Origin of the sequence: Nakamurella sp. (assembly GCF_044224575.1) — a bacterium.
GTDB lineage: Bacteria > Actinomycetota > Actinomycetes > Mycobacteriales > Nakamurellaceae > Nakamurella.
Window position 1 is genome coordinate 18,434 of the sequence record NZ_JBGAKE010000011.1, and the last position, 17,547, is coordinate 35,980.

Sequence of the window (17,547 nt, forward strand, 5' to 3'; positions counted from 1 at the left end):
TCGCAGAACAAGCCGCGGCGGCAGAGCAGCAAGAGCAGGATCGGGCGATCGATGACGCAGGAGGGCTCAGTCAGGAAGAGCACCGGATCCTGGCCGAAGGCTTCTCCGGCAACGATGGAACGTCGTACTCACCATCGACGGTCCAGCGCGGCCGGAATGAGCTCGGCATTCGCCCCGGTGTTTCGGTTCCGGGATATCTAGGTTGCGGTAGGGATGGCGGAGAGACGCCAACGTCGGGTGAAATCCTTATTCCGGGCAGGACACCCGGTCGTCCGGACGGAACGGCCTTCGTTGACGGCGAGAACGGTCAATTGATTGCAGGCTGAACGTAGCGAAGCCTCTTCACTCATATCCAGGGCCCTTCGGGGAGTCTGATCCTGCGTCACGCCGGCCAGCTCGGTCTGCCTGCCGCTTTCGCGGCAATTCCGGGCTGACCGGTGTTGACCATAACGAAACGTGCTCCTACCTGGGAAGATAGGTCTTGCTGATGGACCAATCCAGTCGTATCCGCGGGATGCCCCTTCTGACAGTCCGATCGAACCCCGAGAGGTCCGATCTTGCTGCCTCGCCAGGGCATTCCCGCGCGACGACCCGCCCCTCACCTCCACACGACGGTGCGTCCAGCGACTTGGAGGATCTTTCGCCACCACGCCGAGGAGGAGGATTCCCGGGACCTGGCGACGGAGTGAATCGACCGGTGCCTGCGGCTTCTTTGACAAGGAGCAGGCTGGCACGCTCAAGCCAACCGACGTCTACCGCAAATGCGGCCCGGGAGAACGGTTCAGCGGAGCAGATCACCGAACATTGCGAGCGCGGCGCCGTTGCTCTCGGCATGAGCGGCGAGTTCCGCGAAAGCGTCGCTGACCAACTCCGCCGGGATCTTCGCGAGATCGGTCTTCTCGGCGCGGTCCCGCGCCTCGTCATCGAGCACCGGGAACTCCATAGCGACGGCATAGACTGCGGCACCGAGTGCCGCATCGGCGAGCATTTCGGCATGCAGCATCGTGACGGCATCCGACATTGGCTCACTGATCTGTGGCACTCGTGGATCCGGCTCGGGCGGCCGAGGACCCCACGGGTCCAGCACCGGCACAAGCTCTTCCCACGGTCGCCGCACCCGCGGCCGCACCACAAATTCGTAGATCCATCGCAGGACCGTGCACTGGGACGCTCGCTGGCCGAGAGCATCTCGCGCTTCGCTCCCCACTCGGATCAGCTCCGCGAGGTCAAAGGGAACCTTCCTCTCCAGGAACGGCGGGCGCAGGTCCATCGCGATCCGGTGGTGCCACCGCAGCCACCACAGGGCGCGCTGCCACATTTCGCGCTGGGCTGAGTCGGAGGCGATCCACACCGCGATATTGCGGAAGTAGGACTTGATGTCCTCGAATGCCTGGTGGCCACTCACTGAGTAGTCGAAGCCGATCGACTTCACCGGGTCGCCGGTGCCGAGCGCGCCGATGAGATTGATGTCGAAGAAGTGGTGCCACGTGGAATCCACGACCACCCGCCCCACGCCCGCCCGGTGACCGTCGTAAGCCCCGATCGAGCCGAATGTTCTCGGATTGAGTAGGCCCTTCACATCGGTAGACAACCGACCACCCGACACCCGTGACGTCGCAACCACTTCGGGCCCTATCCCGGCCGGATACTCGACGACGGTGACCCCGCCGAATGTGAAAGACGCCGACAGGTCCGTCGGCTCGTAGCACTGTCCCTCGTGCGGGTGATCGGGCATCTGGCGGATCACCCCACGTGGCCCGCACAGCAGCGGGTGCGGACGCGACCGGGAGAAGTACGGACCCCAGGACGTAAGACTGTACATGCGGGGGATGATGATCTGCGGAACGTCGTCGGACTGGTCGTCGAACTGCACACCAGCGTCGCCGCCGGCACTGAGCGTGTCGAACCGGTTCACACCGTCCACCTTCGGGGCGACCGGTTCGCCGTTCGGCCCTGGGCTGGGCCAATGCCACATGCGCATGCTTCGCACCCGGGGGATCCTCCCGCACATCGCCACCCCGAGATCCTCGTGATCCCCAGTGGCGAACACACCGCCGCCGGCGTCCATGAACCGGGAGAGCGCCGCGAGTTCGGAGTCCGAGACGGTCACCGTGCTCCCTGCTCGCTCGACGGCAAACATCCAGATCTGGTCGAACCTCGATAGATCAGTGACGTCGAAGCGAAATCCGTTGAGGTCCGCGTCGGGATCGAACCGGCGATGCGCCTTGGTGACATCGAAAGCCACCCACGGTCCGGGCGGGACGGACAGCGTCTCAAGCAGCGCGGACAGGCCGAAGTCGGCCCGACCGAAGCTGCCGCCGCCATCCGTGACCATCAAGATCTTCAGGCGGTAGGCTCGTAAGAGGAGCGGGAAATACTTCGTCGGTGCCCGCAGCACTTCGTGCTGGATGTCGAACTGCTGGTCGAGTGCGCGCGTGCGTGGATCAACCATCTTTCCCCCTTGAATCTCCAGCGAATGCCGGACATGTGGACATATTGACGACGGTCGCGCCCAGCAGCAACGCCTTTTTCGCGACCTCCGCGCCGGCATAGGTCATGTGCGATCTCAGGGGGTCGGCTATCTCGTTATTGCGGTCGGCGGTAGCGCAAATTTCTCGTGAAGCCGAGGCAGCTACATTGAGGGGCGCGATGCCGTCACACCTCACGCAGAGCGCATCCGTTGGTGAATGCGGTCGAGATTGGCGGGCGCCGACCGGAGCCCCTGAGCACGATTCGCTGGGATGAGGCCGAGCGCATCGGCGATGTCGTCCGCGCAATCGCGATGCGAGCCGCTCGCCGGAACGGCTGCACACCGGTGCACCGGACGCCACCCCGGACACCATGGAGCCGCGGAACGGCCCGGCGCTGATGGACGACCCGCGGGTCCGCGGCGCGACTGACCGCATCTGCAACCAGACCGCGCCGTCGTTCGTCCTCGAGATCGTCCCCGGAACCGCGCCCGGGTAGCCGGTCCGGGCACCGGTTGCCGCCGTCGGCCCGCGCCGCCATCATCGGGCGGTGACCACCACCCGCCGCGCCGCCTATGTCGAGCAACGAGGACCGGCGGACTCGATCCGGGTCGGTCCGTTGCCCGTCCCCGACCTCGGTCCCGACGACGTGCTGGTGGCGGTGACCGCGGTGAGCGTCAACCCGGTCGACACCTACGTGCGCAGCGGCCGGTACGACACTCCGATCCCCCTGCCGTTCATCATCGGCCGCGACCTGGTCGGCACCGTCGCCGCCGTCGGCCCGGCGGTGCGCGGGCTGGCTGTCGGCGACGCCGTGTGGGCGAACAGCCTCGGCCACGCCGGCCGGCAGGGCGCGGCCACCGACCTGGCCGTCGTGCCCCGGGAGCGGCTGTACCGGCTACCCGACGGTGTGGATCCGGAGGTCGCGGTCGCCGTCGCGCACCCGGCGGTCACGGCCTACCTGGGCTGGTTCTTGCGGGCCCGGATCCGGCCCGGCTGGACGGTGTTCGTCGGTGGCGGAGCCGGCAACGTCGGCATCTCGTCGATCCAGATGGCGGTCCGGGCCGGTGTTCGGGTGATCGCCTCGGCCCGCGACACCCACGCCGACCGGTGCCGGGCCGCGGGGGCGGATGCCGTCGTCGACTACCGCGCCGGCGACCTGGCCGACCAGATCGCCGCGCACGCGCCGGACGGGATCGACGTGTACTGGGACACCTCGGGCACGAACGACACGGACCTCGCCGCCGCGGTGCTCAAGCCCGGCGGCCGGATGCTGGTCACCGCCGCCCGCACGCCCGTCACGGTCGCCCTCGCGCCGCTGTACACCCACGACGTCACCATCGACGGGTTCGTGATCAGCCGCGCCTCCGCGACCGAGTTCGCCCAGGCCGCGGAGCTGATCAACGCCATGCTGGCCGCGGGTGCGCTGACCACCCGGATCACCCGCCGCCTGCCGCTGGACCGGGCCGCCGAGGCGCACCGCCTACTCGAGGCCGGCGAGGTGGACGGGCGGCTGCTGCTGACGATCTGAGCGGGCTCCCGGCCGGGCAGAGTAGGATTTCCTGTCCGGCTCGTGCGTGCGCGAGCACCGGTGAGGTGGAAGGGCCCGCGTGTCAGATCCCGGCAGTACCCCCGGCGGTGCCCCGACAGGCGCACCTGTCGATCCCATCGTCGAGGAGCAGGCGGCGATCGACGAGTTGTACCGGCGGCTGGACGATCTGCGCACGGAACGCATCGAGCTGCGCGACCGGTACATCAGCCGCAGCGACAACACGCCCGGCGGGCGGGTGGAACGCGACCTCGCGTACGCCAACCACGCCGCCGCGGTGGTGGCGCTGAACGCCGCCGAGGATCGGCTGTGCTTCGGGCGGATCGACCGCACCGACGGGGAGTCCATGCACATCGGCCGGATGGGCATCTTCGCGGACGCCGGTGACCACCGGCAGCTACTGATGGACTGGCGAGCACCGTCGGCCCGCCCGTTCTACGTGGCGACCGCGGCCAACCCGCTGGGCCTGCGCCGCCGCCGGTACATCACGACCAGGCGGCGGCGGGTGCTGACCGCCAACGACGAGTACCTGGACCTGACCGATCGCGACGCGCTCGCCCAGGCCCAGGCGAACGGCGGCGGGCCGGCGGGCGAGGCCGCGCTGCTCGCCGCGCTGCGGGCCCCGCGGACCGGGCGGATGTCCGACATCGTCGCCACCATCCAGGCCGAACAGGACCGCATCATCCGGGCCGAGCTCAACGGGATCCTGGTCGTGCAGGGCGGGCCGGGCACCGGCAAGACCGCCGTGGCCCTGCACCGCGCCGCCTACCTGCTGTACAACCACCGGGAGCAGCTGCAGCAGCGCGGTGTGTTGATCATCGGACCCAATCCGACCTTCCTGGACTACATCGGTCAGGTGCTGCCGTCCCTGGGCGAGAACGCGGTCGTGCTGTCCACCGTCGCCGACCTGTTCCCGGGGGTGTCCGCCCAGGCGGTCGAGCGACCCGAGGTTGCCCGGGTCAAGGGTCGGACGTCGATGACGACGGTGATCGCCAACGCGGTCCTGCACCGGCAGGCACTGCCGAAGGTGCCCATCGAGGTCCCCTTCGAGGGAGCGCCGGGCGGCCGGCTGACGATCGGCCGGAGCATCCTGGGGCCCGCCCGCGATCGGGCCTGGGCGTCGCGGCGCCCGCACAACCGGGCCCGGCCACTGTTCGTCCGGCGGGTCATCGACGGCCTGGTCCGGCAGGTCGCGGCCCGCCTGGGCACCGGCCCGGACGGCGAAAGCCTAGCGACCGCAGATGATCTCGCCGCCATCCGGCAGGACCTCATCGAGCACGAGGGGCTGCGGGACGCGCTGCGCGGCGTCTGGCCGACGCTGACCCCGCAGCGCCTGCTGGCCGACCTGTTCGGCTCGGCCGAGCGGATCGAGTTCGCCGCCGAGTCGCTGCGCCAGCAGGACCGGGAGCGGCTGCTGCGGACCGACGAACCGGCCGCGTGGACCGTCGCCGACGTGCCGCTGCTGGACGAGGCGGCCGAGTCCCTCGGCGTGCTCGATGCCGCCGCCGCCGCCGCGGCGGTGAGCCGGAGTGCCGAGGACGGCTATGCCGCCGAGGTGCTCGACCTGCTCGGCGCCAACGACGACCTCGACCCGGAGGACGTCGGCCTGCACAGCATGGTCGGCATGGTCAATGCCGCCACGCTCGCCGGGCTGCACGAGGAGGTGGCCGACTGGACCTCAACCGCCGAGCGGGCTGCCGCCGATCGGGAGTGGACCTACGGGCACGTCATCGTCGATGAGGCGCAGGAACTGTCCGCGATGGCCTGGCGGATGGTCATGCGCCGCTGCCCGATGCGGTCGATGACGCTGGTCGGCGATCTGGCCCAGACCTCCGACCCGGCCGGCGCGTCGTCCTGGTCGCGGATGCTCCGGCAGTATGTGCGCGGCCGGTTCGGCATCGAGGAGCTGACCGTCAATTACCGCACGCCGGCGGAGATCATGACGGTCGCCGAACCCGTGCTGTCCGCGATCGACCCGGAACTGCGGGCCCCGCGGTCGGTGCGGGACACCGGCGTGTGGCCGGCGCACCGCCGGGTCGCGTCGGCCGACCTGGCCGCGCAGGTGGTCGACGTCGTGCGGGACGAGGACGACGAGCCCGGCACCGTCGCCGTGATCGTTCCGCGGTCCCGGTTCGCGGCCGTCGCCGGGGCGGTCGAGCGGGCCCGGACCGGCGGGCCGGCGCCGGCATCGGAGAGCCCGCAGCCGTCCCTGTTCGAGGTGGGCGAGGACGTCACCGATCTGCGCCGGCACGTGGTCGTCTTGACCGTCCCGCAGGTCAAGGGCCTGGAATTCGACAGCGTGATCGTCGCCGACCCGGCCGGCATCATCGGCGAGTCCGACCGGGGCCTGTCCGACCTGTACGTCGCGCTGACCCGGACCACGCAACGGCTGACCGTGCTGCACACCGGCGACCTGCCGGCGGTGCTCGGCCGGCTGCGCGAACCCGCTGCCTGAGCCGTCCCGCCCCTGCTGCTGCTGCTGGGCTGATCAAACCCGCGCCGAGGCGCCCGCAATGCCGGACTCGACCCGGGTTTGATCAGTCAAGCCGCCGGCCCCCCGCTGGTGGGCTGATCAAACCCGCGCCATTGTGCCCGAAATGCCGGACTCGACGCGGGTTTGATCAGCGAAGACCACCAGGGGGCCGGCGCGCTACTGCGGACTACAGGATGTGCAGCATCTCCTGGTAGGTCGGCAGCGGCCAGGTGTCGTCGGCGACCAGGCCCTCGAGCTCGTCGGCGGCGGTGCGCACCGCGGCCATGGCCGGGATGAGCTTCTCCATCGCGTACACCGCCTCCTCCATCGAGGATTCGCCGGCGTGGATGCCCAGCGCGGTCTCCAGACCGGTGATGCCGCTGGTCAGCGCCCCGACCGAGGCGGTGATGGCGTCCAGCGTCGGCGAGTCGAAGGACATGCCGATGGCCTTGAGGTTCATCGCCGCACCGGCCAGCTCGCCCTGGTAGCGGATGGCCGCCGGCAGGATCTTGGTCTTGGCGATCTCCAGCGTCTCCGACGCCTCGAGCATCACCGAGAGCGCGTACTGCTCCAGGTAGACCTCGAGCCGGCTGGCCAGCTCCCGGTTGGACAGGACGGCGTACTTCTCGAACAGGTCCTTGACGTCGGCCCGGCCGAACTGGGGCAGCGCGTCGACGGTGGTCTTGAGGTTGGGCAGGCCCCGCTCGGCCGCCTCCACCTGCCAGGCGTCGGCGTAGCCGTCGCCGTTGAACACCACGGCGCCGTGCTCGGTGATGATGTCCTTGAGCACCTTCTGCACGGCGGCGTCGAACTCGGTGCCGCCGGCGATCAGGGTCTCCAGCTCGGTGGCGATGTAGTCCAGCGAGTCGGCCAGGATCGTGTTGATCGCGACCATCGGTCCGGAGATCGACTGCGACGAGCCGGGCGCCCGGAACTCGAACCGGTTGCCGGTGAAGGCGAACGGGCTGGTCCGGTTGCGGTCACCCGGATCGGCCTTGAACGGCGGCAGGGTGTCGACGCCCAGGGTCAGCGTGCCGGCCGGCTTGGAGCCGGTCAGCGCACCCGCGGCGATCTGGTCGAACACGTCGGCCAACTGCGCACCCAGGAAGACCGAGATGATGGCCGGCGGGGCCTCGTTGGCGCCCAACCGGTGGTCGTTGCGGGCCGAGGCGACGACGGCCCGCAGCAGGCCGCTGTACTTGTGCACGCCGCGGATGACGGCGGCGCAGAACACCAGGAACTGGACGTTCTCGTGCGGGGTGTCGCCCGGGTTGAGCAGGTTGCCCTGGTTGCCGTTGCCGATGGAGAAGTTGACGTGCTTGCCCGAGCCGTTGACCCCGGCGAACGGCTTCTCGTGCAGCAGGCATTCCATGCCGTAGCGCTGCGCCACCCGCTGCAGGGTGGTCATCATCAGCTGCTGGTGGTCGTGCGCCAGGTTGGCCTTCTCGAACAACGGGGCGATCTCGAACTGGCCGGGGGCGACCTCGTTGTGCCGGGTCTTGGCCAGGATGCCCTGCTTGAACAGCTCCCGGTCCACCTCGATCATGAATGCCAGCACCCGCTCGGGGATGGCGCCGAAGTAGTGGTCGTCGAACTGCTGGCCCTTGGCCGGCTTGGCGCCGAACAGGGTCCGGCCGCTGGACATCAGGTCCGGGCGGGAGAAGAAGAAGTGCCGGTCGATCAGGAAGTACTCCTGCTCGGCCCCGGCGTAGGACACGACGGTGTCGATGTCCTGGTGGCCGAACAGGGCCAGCACGCGGGCGGCCTGCTTGCTCATCGCCTGCTGGCTGCGCAGCAGCGGGGTCTTCTTGTCCAGCGCCTCACCGGTCCAGGAGATGAACACGGTGGGGATGCACAAGGTGTTCCCGTTCGGGTTCTCCAGGATGTACGCCGGGCTGGTGACGTCCCAGCCGGTGTAACCGCGGGCCTCGAACGTGTTGCGGATGCCGCCGTTGGGGAAGCTGGACGCGTCCGGCTCACCCTGGATCAGGGTCTTGCCGGCGAACTCGGCCATCGACGTGCCGCTGTCCTCCGGGGACAGGAACGAATCGTGCTTCTCCGCGGTCAGCCCGGTCAGCGGGTAGAACACGTGCGCGTAGTGCGACGCACCGTTCTCCAGCGCCCAGTCCTTCATCGCCGAGGCGACGACATCGGCCACCGCCGGGTCCAGTGGCGTGCCCTTGTCGATCGTCGACATGACCGACTTGTAGATCGACTTGGGCAACCGTGACTTCATCACGGCCGGGCTGAAGGTGTTGCGCCCGAACAGCTCTCCCAGCGGTTCGGTGAAATCCTTATCGGGCACCTGGTACCCGGTGACCGCGTTGATCGCCTGGCGACGTGACTGGCTACCGCTCATACTTGTGATCTCCCGGAATCCGGCCGACGTGCCGTGCGCAGTCGGTGTTCGCGCCGGCCGGAGCCGGGCGCGCGAAGACCGACGGTGCCAGCCGGGCGTCACGGGCATGTTTCGACGGCCTTATCGGCGGGAAAACCCTGCCGCCGTTACCCGGGTCGTGGGAGGACCGGACGACGGTATCAGGGCGCCGTCCGGCCGGCGCCCGGGGTCAGCGCTCCGGCCGGACCCGGGGCTTGAGCCGGATCGCCGGCATCGTCGGGGCCGGCAGCGGGGCGCCGGGATATCCGAGCACACGCCCGAAACGGGTCGCCGCCGGCGCGCCGTCCGCGAACGCGGCGATCTCCGCCTGCCACTCGTTCCGGAACTCGACCACCTCGTCGTGGGTGCGCCCGATGAAGTTCCACCACATGACGATCTCCTCGTGCAGCGGGGTGCCGCCCAGCACGACGACCCGGCCCGGCGACGATCCGCAGGTCAGCCGGAGCGCCCTGGTGCCCGGCGGCAGGTAGGCCATCGCGGCCCGGCCCACCGGTGCGTCGTTCACCGTCACCGCGCCGGAGTCGACCAGCACGCCATGCTCGAACTCGCCCTCCAACGGCAGTTCGACGGCGCCACCCGGCTGCAGGAGGAGTTCGGCACCCAGCAGCGGCGTGTGCACGGTCGCCGGCGACGACAGGCCCAGCCAGCTTCCGATGAAGACCCGGCAGCGAACAGCGCCGTCGCGGGCGTCCTCCGGCACCACGTGCTCGAAGGCGGGTGCCGTCGAACGGGCCGCCTCCGGGAGGGCCAGCCACAGCTGTACGCCGTGCAGCACGTCGGTGTCCGGCGTCGACACCTCGGAGTGCGAGATGCCGCGACCGGCGGTCATCAGATTGAGCTCCCCGGGCCGCACCATGGCCTGCGAGCCCAGCGAGTCCCGGTGCTCGATCTCCCCGGCGAACAGCCAGCTCACAGTCTGCAGCCCGGTGTGCGGATGGGGCGCGACATCCATGCCACCACTGGCGGCGACCCGGTCAGGGCCGTAATGGTCGGCAAAGCACCACGCACCGATCAGCGATCGCTGCTTGAGCGGCAGGGTCCGCCGCACCGTCATCGCCCGGATGCCGCCCAGCGGCACATCCCGAGGCTCCAGGACTTCGACCGCCCGGCGGTCCCGGTGATCGGTACCGCTGCGGCAGACCAGCTCGGCGGGATCGGCGTCGACGTTCGTCACCCCGGCGAGGGTAGTCCGAGGACGACCGGTGACGGGCCGGCGGCCGCGCGTCTCCCAGCGGCGGTTCTTCAGCACGGCCGGGGGCCTCGGCCGGCGCGGCCCCCGCCGCCCGTCAACCGACCCGGACCCCGAGGTCCAGCATCGCGATGCGCAGCACCAACGCCGCTTCCGGACCCACCACGCCATCCACCAGGGCGAGCAGCCGGTCGGTGAAGGCGCCGCCGTGGGGCACCTCCTGGTCACCGGCCAGGTGATGCGCGAGTTCGTGCAGGACCACCAGTTCACGCAGCGCCCACCCGGTTCCGGTCCGGCGGGTCGGCACGGCGATGGTGGCCCCGGCGCGCTCGTAGTGCGCCTGGGCGGAGCCGGCCCGCTCCCGGACCCGCACCGGCAGCGCCGCACGCGGCCACGAACGGCTCACCCAGTTCAGGGCCAGCACGCGGTCGACGTACCCCTGCACCGCTACGAGATCACCGAACCGGCGTTCCACCGGCAGGGTCAGCCGGGAGCCGGCGATCTCGACCACCGGGTACGTCGACGAACGGTCGAACATCCGATGCACGAGGTTCTCGGCTGCGTACACCTTCGCGCGCTGCCCGTCCCGTCCCGGACCGGCGGACGGCCCGCCGGATGCCGGGTCAGCCACCGTCCAGTGCCGTCCGCTGACCGCCGATCGCTCGCTCAGGGGCCAGCCGGGCCCGCCGACCGGCCCGATCGCCGGCCTGGCGTGATCGCTCCGACTGCCCCGCCGCTGCCCGGCTGCCCGCCCAGGTGCCACGAGCGGTCGAGTTCGCCCGGTAGTGGTCGGCCAGTTCGACCTCGCGCTGACGCAGCACCAGGGCGACGCCGGCGCCGTCCCGGGTCGGTTGCTCGACGACCAGCCGCTGCTCGGTCTCCTTCTTCGCCTGGGCCAGCCGGGCGCCGATGCGCCGCGCGAACGCCTGCTGGAAGCTGATGCGCGCCGTGGTGGCGTGGACCGGCTTCGCCACGTACCGATCCTCCCGCCGCCACCCGCCGCTTCGCCCCGGCGTCGTCACGGTGACCCGCTTGATCACCTTCTCCAGGGCGAAGTCCCCCGACTTGATATAGGCGTCGGACGCCCGCACCATCTGCACGACGAGCGAGGCGTACAGCGTCTCGGTCATGTCGATGTCGGTGTCGAAGCCGAACGCGTGCACCCGGGTCGAGTCCCGGGCGATGTCGCACGTCAGGTTGTTGGCCCGGCCGATGGCCAGGAACAGTTCGACGTAGGTGCGCAGGCCGCGTTTGCCCGACTCGCCGATGACCACGGCTCGCTGGGTCGGCACCGGGCGCCGCTCCCGGCGCTCGGTGTGCGCGCGGGCCACCGCCAGGTCGACGGACGCGAGGGTGGCCAATCGCTGGGCGGCCTGCAGGAAGGCGTCGGCCTCGTGCTCGTTGTCCGTGCCCTCCGCCTTGCGCAGCAGCGCGGCGATTCTCGTCAGATCCTTGTCGCTCATCGTGCCGACCCTCCCGAGCGCCTCGCCGGCTCGGCCGCTCGGCCACGCCCGGCATCTCGAGAGCGCTGATGATTCGCTCGGCAAGCCTCGCTCATTGATGCGGTCCCCGATCGGTCTGGGCCTGTGCTGGGCCATTGTGTTCCGGCCCAGAATGTCAGCGGGGTCCGACACTCCCGCCGATCACACGTTCGAAGCAGGATCCAACCTGGTCAGCTCGGGTCGGCCGGCGCCGACGGCGAGGCGCCGGTACGCCGCACGCACGTCCGCCACAGCCGGCGCCGCATCTCCGGGTCGTCCTGCTGCCAGGGCAGGTAGTGGGTGCGTCGAACCCGCCGGTCGTGCCAGAAGCGCCCGGTCGATCGCCCGGGCGGCTGCGCGGCGGCCAACCAGACGATGGTGTCCGCCCCCTGTTCCGGCGACCGCAGGATCGGCCGGGCCACGGTGTCGAACCCGGGCAGCGAGTCCGACACCCCCGGCGTGGCCGCCCAACCCGGATGCATGCTGTGCACCACGGGGTCCGCCGGGCGATCCAGCTCCGCGGCGAGCAGTTCGGCCAGCGTCACCTGCATCCGCTTGGTCCGGGCGTAGGCGCGCACCCCGCTGTACTCGCCGATATCGGAATCCCAGTCGTCGGACAAGGCCGCGCTGTACATCCCCCCGGACGAGACGAACACCACCCGACCATCGGCATCGGCCGCGAGCAGCGGCCGTAACCGCACGGTCGTCAGGAACGGTCCCAGGATATGGGTGGCGAAGGCCAGCTCATTGCCGTCCGCGGTCAGGGTTCGCTGCGGGGGCATGATGCCGGCGCAGTGGATCACTGCGTGCAGGGCGTCGACATCGACTGCCACGGCGTCGGCGAGCCGGCCGGCCGCGCCAAGATCGGCGATGTCCGCCTCGCGCAGCACCAGGTCGGCATCAGGTACGGCCGACCGGATGCGAGCGGCGGCGGAGGCCAACCGCTCGGTGCTGCGCCCGACCATGTGCACCCGGGCCCCCAGCTCGGCCAACCCCTGGGCGGTCGCGGCCCCCAGACCCGAACTGGCCCCGGTCACCAGCACGTCCACCGGCCGGTCGAAGCGGGCTGCATCCGCCGGCCACCAATGCCGACGCGCGGCGACCCCGAGCCGGCTGTACCCGGGCACCACCAAGGCATCGAGCACGGTGTCGAGTGCACCGTAGATCCGGTCCGGTCCCTGCACGGTCAGCTCCATCCCCGACCCGTCGCCGGGCGGCGCCACCGCCGCTCCGGGACCAGGTCGTCCCGGACGGTACGCGCGGGGCCCGGCCGGCGGATGCACGAGGCGCAGGCACGGGGGCGTAGGCACGGGGGCGGATGCACGGGCGACGGTGGGCATCGACCGGTCCCGCCGACTCAACCGGCGCTGCGGCGCATCGACCGGATGCCCACGGTCAACCCGACCAGCACGGTCAGCAGGGCGGCGACCCATCCCCCGGCCGCCTCGACGGTGCCGATGCCGCCGGCGAACAGCGCCCGCTCGGCGTCCACCAGGTAGGTGAGCGGGTTGAACTTCGACGCGACCTGCATCCAGCCGGGTCCGGTCTCCAGCGGCAGCAGCATTCCGGACAGGATCATCAACGGGAAGATCACCGTCTGCTGCACCGCCCAGAACATCCATTCCTGCTTGCGCACCGCGATGGCCAACGCGTACGACAGCGACCCGATGCCGATCCCGAACACGGCGAGCAACACCAGGCCGACGAGTGCCCCGAGCGGGTACAGCTCGAAGCCGAACGGGATCATCACCGCGACGATGATCACCGCCTGCGCGGCCAGCGGCGCCATCTCCTTCAACGCCCGCCCGACCAGCAACGACGGGCGCGACAGCGGAGTCACCAGCATCCGCTCGTGCGCCCCGGTCTGGAATTCGAACAGCAGGTTGGCGCCGACCGTGGTCGTCCCGAACAGGGCGGTCATCACCAGGATGGACGGCACGAACCACTGCCAGACGCTGGCCCCCACGGTGCTCTCGGCCTGGCCGCCGAGCGAGCCGACCAGCAGCGGACCGAACAGGCCGAGGAACACCAGCGGCTGGATCATGCCGAAGACGACCGAGAACGGGTCCCGCAGGACCGGCCGGAGTTCGCGGGTCATCACCAGATGCGTGTCCCGGACGAACTTGCGCGGGCCGCCGACGGCCCGTGCCGGCACCGATCGGGTCGGGTCGATGGTCTGCGTCGTCATCACGCCGCCTGCCCTTCGGGATTGGTCGCGGGCCCGGCGGACTCCGATTCGCGCAGGCTGCGCCCGGTCAGCGAGAGGAACACGTCGTCCAGGGTGGGCCGATGCAGCTGGGCGGTGGCCACCAGCAGGCCGGCCCGGTCGGCCGCGCGGAGCAGTTCGGGCAGCGCCCGGGGCCCGTCGGCCACCCGCCCGGTCACCACGCCGCCGTCAACCTGCACGTCCCGGCCGCCGGGCAGCCGCTCGATCAGCGCGGCCAGGTCCCCGGCCCGGACGGGATCGGCCGCTCCGAGTTCCACCCGGTCGCCGGCCAGCTCCGCCTTGAGCGCCTCCGCGGTGTCGTCGGCGATCACCTCGCCGTGGTCGACGACGACCACCCGACCGGCCATCGAGTCGGCCTCGTCCAGGTAATGGGTGGTCAGCATGATCGTCATCGGCGTGGCGGCCCGATCACGCATCTGCAGGATGTGGTCCCACAGGTTCGCCCGGTTGTGCGGGTCGAGGCCGGTCGACGGCTCGTCCAAGAACAGCAGCGCCGGATGGTGCACCAGCCCCATGGCCACGTCCAGCCGGCGGCGCTGGCCGCCGGACAGGCTGGACACCTTGCGGTCGGCCAGCGCCGCGAGGTCCAGCGCCTCCAGCAGCTCACCGGCGCGGCGTCGCGCGGCCCGCCGGTCGAGCCCGTAGATCAGGCCCTGGCTGAACAGTTCGTCGACGGCCCGCTGCTGGTGTCCGGCGCCGTTGCCCTGACCGACGTAGCCGATCAGCGACCGGACGGTGGCCGAGGCGGCGACGACGTCGTGACCGGCCACCGCTGCGGTGCCGGCGGTCGGCGCGAGCAGGGTGGTCAGCATCCGCATCGTGGTGGTCTTGCCCGCCCCGTTCGGGCCGAGCACGGCGACCAGCTCGCCGGCCTCGATGTCCAGGTTGATGCCGCGCACCGCGTGCACCGTGTTGCCCCGGCCGACCACGAAGTCCTTGGTCAGGTTGCGCGTGCGAATCATCGCGGCCTCATCTCCCCATCTCTTCCGCCCTCAAGGGTTCTCCTCCGGGCCCGGTGTGGCCGGCCCGAGTACCAGAATCGTGCGGGTAGCGGTCAGATGGTGGCCGTTACCTGCGGCATTCTCGATCGCATGAGTGATTCCCCCGGCCCGTCGGGCCGGCTCCTGCATCTGCTGTCGCTGCTGCAGGCCCGCCGCGACTGGCCGGGCGGGGTGCTCGCCGAACGGCTCGAGGTGAGCCCGCGGACGGTCCGGCGGGACGTGGACCGGTTGCGCGACCTGGGCTATCCGGTGCGGGCGACCAAGGGCCCGGACGGCGGGTATCGGCTGGACGCCGGAACCGAGTTGCCGCCGCTGCTGTTCGACGACGAGCAGGCGGTCGCCGTCGCCGTCGCCCTGCAGACCGCATCGGCCGGCGTGTCCGGGATCGAGGAGGGCGCCCTCCGGGCGCTGGCCACGGTCCGCCAGGTGATGCCGGCCCGGCTCCGTGGTCGGGTGGACGCCCTGCAGGTGACCGCGGTGCCCGGCGACCCCGAACACCCGAAGGTGGACTCAGCGGTCCTGATGGCGGTCGGCGCCGCCGTACGCGCGCGGGAGGTGCTGCGGTTCGACTACGAGCGGCCGACCTGGACCCGGGAGGACCGGCCGGCCGAGGCGGACGTCGGGGCCACGGCGCCGCCCCGGCGGGTCGAGCCGCACCATCTGGCCACCTGGAGCGGCCGCTGGTACCTGGTGGCCTGGGATCTCGACCGCGTCGATTGGCGCACCTTCCGGGTCGACCGGATGACGCCGAAGACACCCACCGGCCCCCGCGTCGCGCCGCGCGACCTGCCCGGCGGCGACGTCGCAAGCTACCTGCAGGCCGCCTTCCGGGGCCGGGAGTGGCCGTGTCGGGGCGAGTTCGTCATCGCCGCCCCGGCCGCGGCGGTGCAGCCATGGGCCGGTCGGCAGTCGGTGGTGGAGGAGTTGGGCCCGGAGCGCACCCGGGTCGTCACCGGGTCGTGGTCGTGGGAGCGACTGGCCGCCTGGGTGTCCTGGTGGGAGGTCCCGGTCCAGATCGTCGGCCCGGCCGAACTCCGCGCGGCGGCCGCCCGACTGGGTGAGCGGTTCCTGGCCGCCGCCCGAGGCCGGCCCGCCGAGCCGTGATCACCCCGCCGGTGCCAGCCCCCGCATGAAATCGACTGCTGCCGAGCTGATCTGCGCCGTCGCCGCCGCCCGGTCGATGCCCGGGTTTCCGTCACCGGGCTGCTCGCCATAGTCCCCGAAGTACGCGTGCACGCCCCCGACGACCTCGGTGAGCGCCGCATCGGCCGGCAGGTTCGCCCGGGTGCGTTCGATGTCGGCCGGCGTGGTCAGCCCGTCGTTGCTGCCCCAGACCGACTCCACAGTCAGATCCGTTCCGGACAGATCGCGATCGGAATACGAGCCGAACAGCAGCAAGCCGTCCACCTGGTCGGGGTGGTCCAGGGCGTACCAGGAGGCGACGACCCCGCCGAGGGAGTGACCGCCGACGGCCCAGGTGCCGATCTCCGGGTGGTCCGCGATCACGCCGTCGGGCTGGCCCGGTTGGGCGATCGCCATCCCGAACGGCGCCTTGAGGATGACGACGAGGTGGCCGGCCGCGGCCACCGGACGCAGGATCTGGGCGTAGGCGCGGGCGTCGACCCGGGCCCCAGGGACGAACACCAGCGCCGAGTCCGAGGGCGCGGCCGGCACGAGTTCGATGCTGGTCGGACGATCCACCACCGTGACGGACGCGTCGGGATCCAGCGCCGACCGCGCGCCCGAACCGGCCGGGAACGGGCGCAGCCAGACCAGGATCCCCAGCACCAGCACGACCAGCACCGCGACGATCACCCGGCCGGTGATCCGCAGGACGCGCCGCCCGGTCGACGGCCGAGGCGGCGCCTCCTCCTGTCCGGTCGGCAGGTCATCGGGCCGGCCCAGGGACCAGAAGGCCGACGCGATCAGCACCATCCCGACGCCCGTGCCGACCAGCAGGGTGGCGGGGTAGGCGGGGTGCCCGTTCCAGATCGGGTCCAACGCGGTGAACAGCACCCCGAGGGTCCCGACCGTCAGCAGCAGGCCGATGGCCAGCCGGAACCTTCCGGCGAATGTCATGACAGCACCCGATCCACAGCACAGAGCATGCCCGGAACCGGACCCCGCCGCGGACCGTGGCGGGACGACGCCACCGCGACCTTCCCACCACCGCAGTCAGCCCCAGAAACGACCCCAGAAACGACCAAAGCCCCGCGGCGCGAACGCCGGCGGGGCCTTGGTCGTCTGTCTCAACCAGAGTGGGCAAGGGGGGAGTTGAACCCCCACGTCCTTTCGGACACACGGACCTGAACCGTGCGCGTCTGCCATTTCGCCACTTGCCCAGCGACGCGGGAAAGGCTAGCACGGAGGCACGGGTGCTCTCGACCACCGCCTGGGTCGCGGCCCGCTCGTTCACCGGGACAGGCCGGACGCCGGTGACCGGACGCCGGGGATCGATCCCCGAAGGCGGCCGGCCGTTCACGCTGTTCGCACAGGGAGCGCCGAAGAAACTCCCATCAAGCTCTGGTCAACCGGTGTTTCTTCTGTCAACATAAGACCCATCATGTCGACGATCCCCGTGCCCACCACTGCCGCGCCGGCCACCTTCGCGTCGCAGCGACCGGCCGTCGTCGTCAAGTTCCGGGGTGCGCTGACCCTGCCCGCGCGGCCGGAGCGCTTCGCCCTGTTCGGCAGCCAGGCCGTCGCCATCTGGTAACCCGGCCGGGCGGCATCGCCCGCCCGTGGCGCTCGGCCTGACGCC

At 70.9% G+C, this 17,547-nt stretch carries 13 protein-coding genes and 1 tRNA gene; 4 read left to right on the top strand and 10 right to left on the bottom strand.

Annotation, left to right across the window (positions count from 1 at the left end; genetic code table 11):
• Window positions 1–781: 781 nt before the first annotated feature.
• Window positions 782–2,452 carry a hypothetical protein gene (locus ACILSK_RS13890; protein ID WP_395727762.1) on the bottom strand — a complete coding sequence of 557 codons (1,671 nt, stop codon included), beginning with the start codon at window positions 2,450–2,452 and terminating at the stop codon, window positions 782–784.
• A gap of 566 nt (window positions 2,453–3,018) precedes the next feature.
• Between ACILSK_RS13890 and ACILSK_RS13895 the strand changes: the two genes are divergently transcribed.
• Both ACILSK_RS13895 and ACILSK_RS13900 read left to right on the top strand, forming a co-directional pair.
• A complete protein-coding gene (locus ACILSK_RS13895) occupies window positions 3,019–3,999 on the top strand; it encodes an NADPH:quinone reductase (protein ID WP_395727763.1) in 981 nt (326 codons plus the stop codon).
• Window positions 4,000–4,078: 79 nt separating this feature from the next.
• On the top strand, window positions 4,079–6,472 hold the full coding sequence (locus ACILSK_RS13900) for a UvrD-helicase domain-containing protein (protein ID WP_395727764.1): 2,394 nt from the start codon (window positions 4,079–4,081) through the stop codon (window positions 6,470–6,472).
• A gap of 205 nt (window positions 6,473–6,677) precedes the next feature.
• Here the strand turns inward: ACILSK_RS13900 and ACILSK_RS13905 are convergent, their stop codons facing one another.
• The 7 genes from ACILSK_RS13905 to ACILSK_RS13935 form a co-directional block, all read right to left on the bottom strand.
• The gene (locus ACILSK_RS13905) at window positions 6,678–8,849 is read right to left on the bottom strand and encodes a glutamine synthetase III (RefSeq protein ID WP_395727765.1); all 2,172 of its coding nucleotides are present in this window, start codon (window positions 8,847–8,849) and stop codon (window positions 6,678–6,680) included.
• A 208-nt stretch (window positions 8,850–9,057) separates the two neighbouring features.
• Window positions 9,058–10,062 (bottom strand): pirin family protein, encoded by a 1,005-nt coding sequence (locus ACILSK_RS13910; protein WP_395727766.1) that lies wholly within the window; start codon window positions 10,060–10,062, stop codon window positions 9,058–9,060.
• Between the two features lie 112 nt (window positions 10,063–10,174).
• On the bottom strand, window positions 10,175–10,708 hold the full coding sequence (locus tag ACILSK_RS13915) for a TIGR04338 family metallohydrolase (protein ID WP_395727767.1): 534 nt from the start codon (window positions 10,706–10,708) through the stop codon (window positions 10,175–10,177).
• Window positions 10,701–11,540, bottom strand: coding sequence for a DUF2786 domain-containing protein (locus tag ACILSK_RS13920; RefSeq protein WP_395727768.1), 840 nt, complete (start codon window positions 11,538–11,540; stop codon window positions 10,701–10,703). The genes ACILSK_RS13915 and ACILSK_RS13920 overlap by 8 nt, the downstream gene beginning before the upstream one ends.
• 209 nt (window positions 11,541–11,749) lie before the next feature.
• A complete protein-coding gene (locus ACILSK_RS13925) occupies window positions 11,750–12,754 on the bottom strand; it encodes an SDR family NAD(P)-dependent oxidoreductase (protein WP_395727899.1) in 1,005 nt (334 codons plus the stop codon).
• Between the two features lie 161 nt (window positions 12,755–12,915).
• Window positions 12,916–13,746, bottom strand: coding sequence for an ABC transporter permease (locus ACILSK_RS13930; RefSeq protein ID WP_395727769.1), 831 nt, complete (start codon window positions 13,744–13,746; stop codon window positions 12,916–12,918).
• Window positions 13,746–14,747 carry an ATP-binding cassette domain-containing protein gene (locus tag ACILSK_RS13935; RefSeq protein ID WP_395727770.1) on the bottom strand — a complete coding sequence of 334 codons (1,002 nt, stop codon included), beginning with the start codon at window positions 14,745–14,747 and terminating at the stop codon, window positions 13,746–13,748. The genes ACILSK_RS13930 and ACILSK_RS13935 overlap by 1 nt, the downstream gene beginning before the upstream one ends.
• 129 nt (window positions 14,748–14,876) lie before the next feature.
• Here ACILSK_RS13935 and ACILSK_RS13940 point away from each other — a divergent pair, with 129 nt between their 5' ends.
• Window positions 14,877–15,890, top strand: a complete 1,014-nt coding sequence (locus ACILSK_RS13940; RefSeq protein ID WP_395727771.1) for a helix-turn-helix transcriptional regulator — start codon at window positions 14,877–14,879, stop codon at window positions 15,888–15,890.
• Here ACILSK_RS13940 and ACILSK_RS13945 read toward each other — a convergent pair whose 3' ends face one another.
• Together ACILSK_RS13945 and ACILSK_RS13950 are read right to left on the bottom strand one after the other, a co-directional pair.
• Window positions 15,891–16,865 (bottom strand): alpha/beta hydrolase, encoded by a 975-nt coding sequence (locus ACILSK_RS13945; protein WP_395727772.1) that lies wholly within the window; start codon window positions 16,863–16,865, stop codon window positions 15,891–15,893.
• Window positions 16,866–17,045: 180 nt separating this feature from the next.
• Window positions 17,046–17,128, bottom strand: a tRNA-Leu gene (locus tag ACILSK_RS13950).
• Between the two features lie 221 nt (window positions 17,129–17,349).
• Here ACILSK_RS13950 and ACILSK_RS13955 point away from each other — a divergent pair.
• A complete protein-coding gene (locus ACILSK_RS13955) occupies window positions 17,350–17,502 on the top strand; it encodes a hypothetical protein (RefSeq protein ID WP_395727773.1) in 153 nt (50 codons plus the stop codon).
• The last annotated feature ends 45 nt before the right edge of the window (window positions 17,503–17,547 follow it).

What these genes read in the sequence shown, in the direction of transcription:
- ACILSK_RS13890 (WP_395727762.1), bottom strand. Translation starts at nt 2,452, where the DNA reads ATGGTTGATCCACGCACGCGCGCACTCGACCAGCAGTTCGACATCCAG.
- ACILSK_RS13920 (WP_395727768.1), bottom strand. Translation starts at nt 11,540, where the DNA reads ATGAGCGACAAGGATCTGACGAGAATCGCCGCGCTGCTGCGCAAGGCG.
- ACILSK_RS13935 (WP_395727770.1), bottom strand. Translation starts at nt 14,747, where the DNA reads ATGATTCGCACGCGCAACCTGACCAAGGACTTCGTGGTCGGCCGGGGC.
- ACILSK_RS13955 (WP_395727773.1), top strand. Translation starts at nt 17,350, where the DNA reads ATGTCGACGATCCCCGTGCCCACCACTGCCGCGCCGGCCACCTTCGCG.
- ACILSK_RS13945 (WP_395727772.1), bottom strand. Translation starts at nt 16,865, where the DNA reads ATGACATTCGCCGGAAGGTTCCGGCTGGCCATCGGCCTGCTGCTGACG.
- ACILSK_RS13940 (WP_395727771.1), top strand. Translation starts at nt 14,877, where the DNA reads ATGAGTGATTCCCCCGGCCCGTCGGGCCGGCTCCTGCATCTGCTGTCG.
- ACILSK_RS13905 (WP_395727765.1), bottom strand. Translation starts at nt 8,849, where the DNA reads ATGAGCGGTAGCCAGTCACGTCGCCAGGCGATCAACGCGGTCACCGGG.
- ACILSK_RS13925 (WP_395727899.1), bottom strand. Translation starts at nt 12,754, where the DNA reads ATGGAGCTGACCGTGCAGGGACCGGACCGGATCTACGGTGCACTCGAC.
- ACILSK_RS13930 (WP_395727769.1), bottom strand. Translation starts at nt 13,746, where the DNA reads ATGACGACGCAGACCATCGACCCGACCCGATCGGTGCCGGCACGGGCC.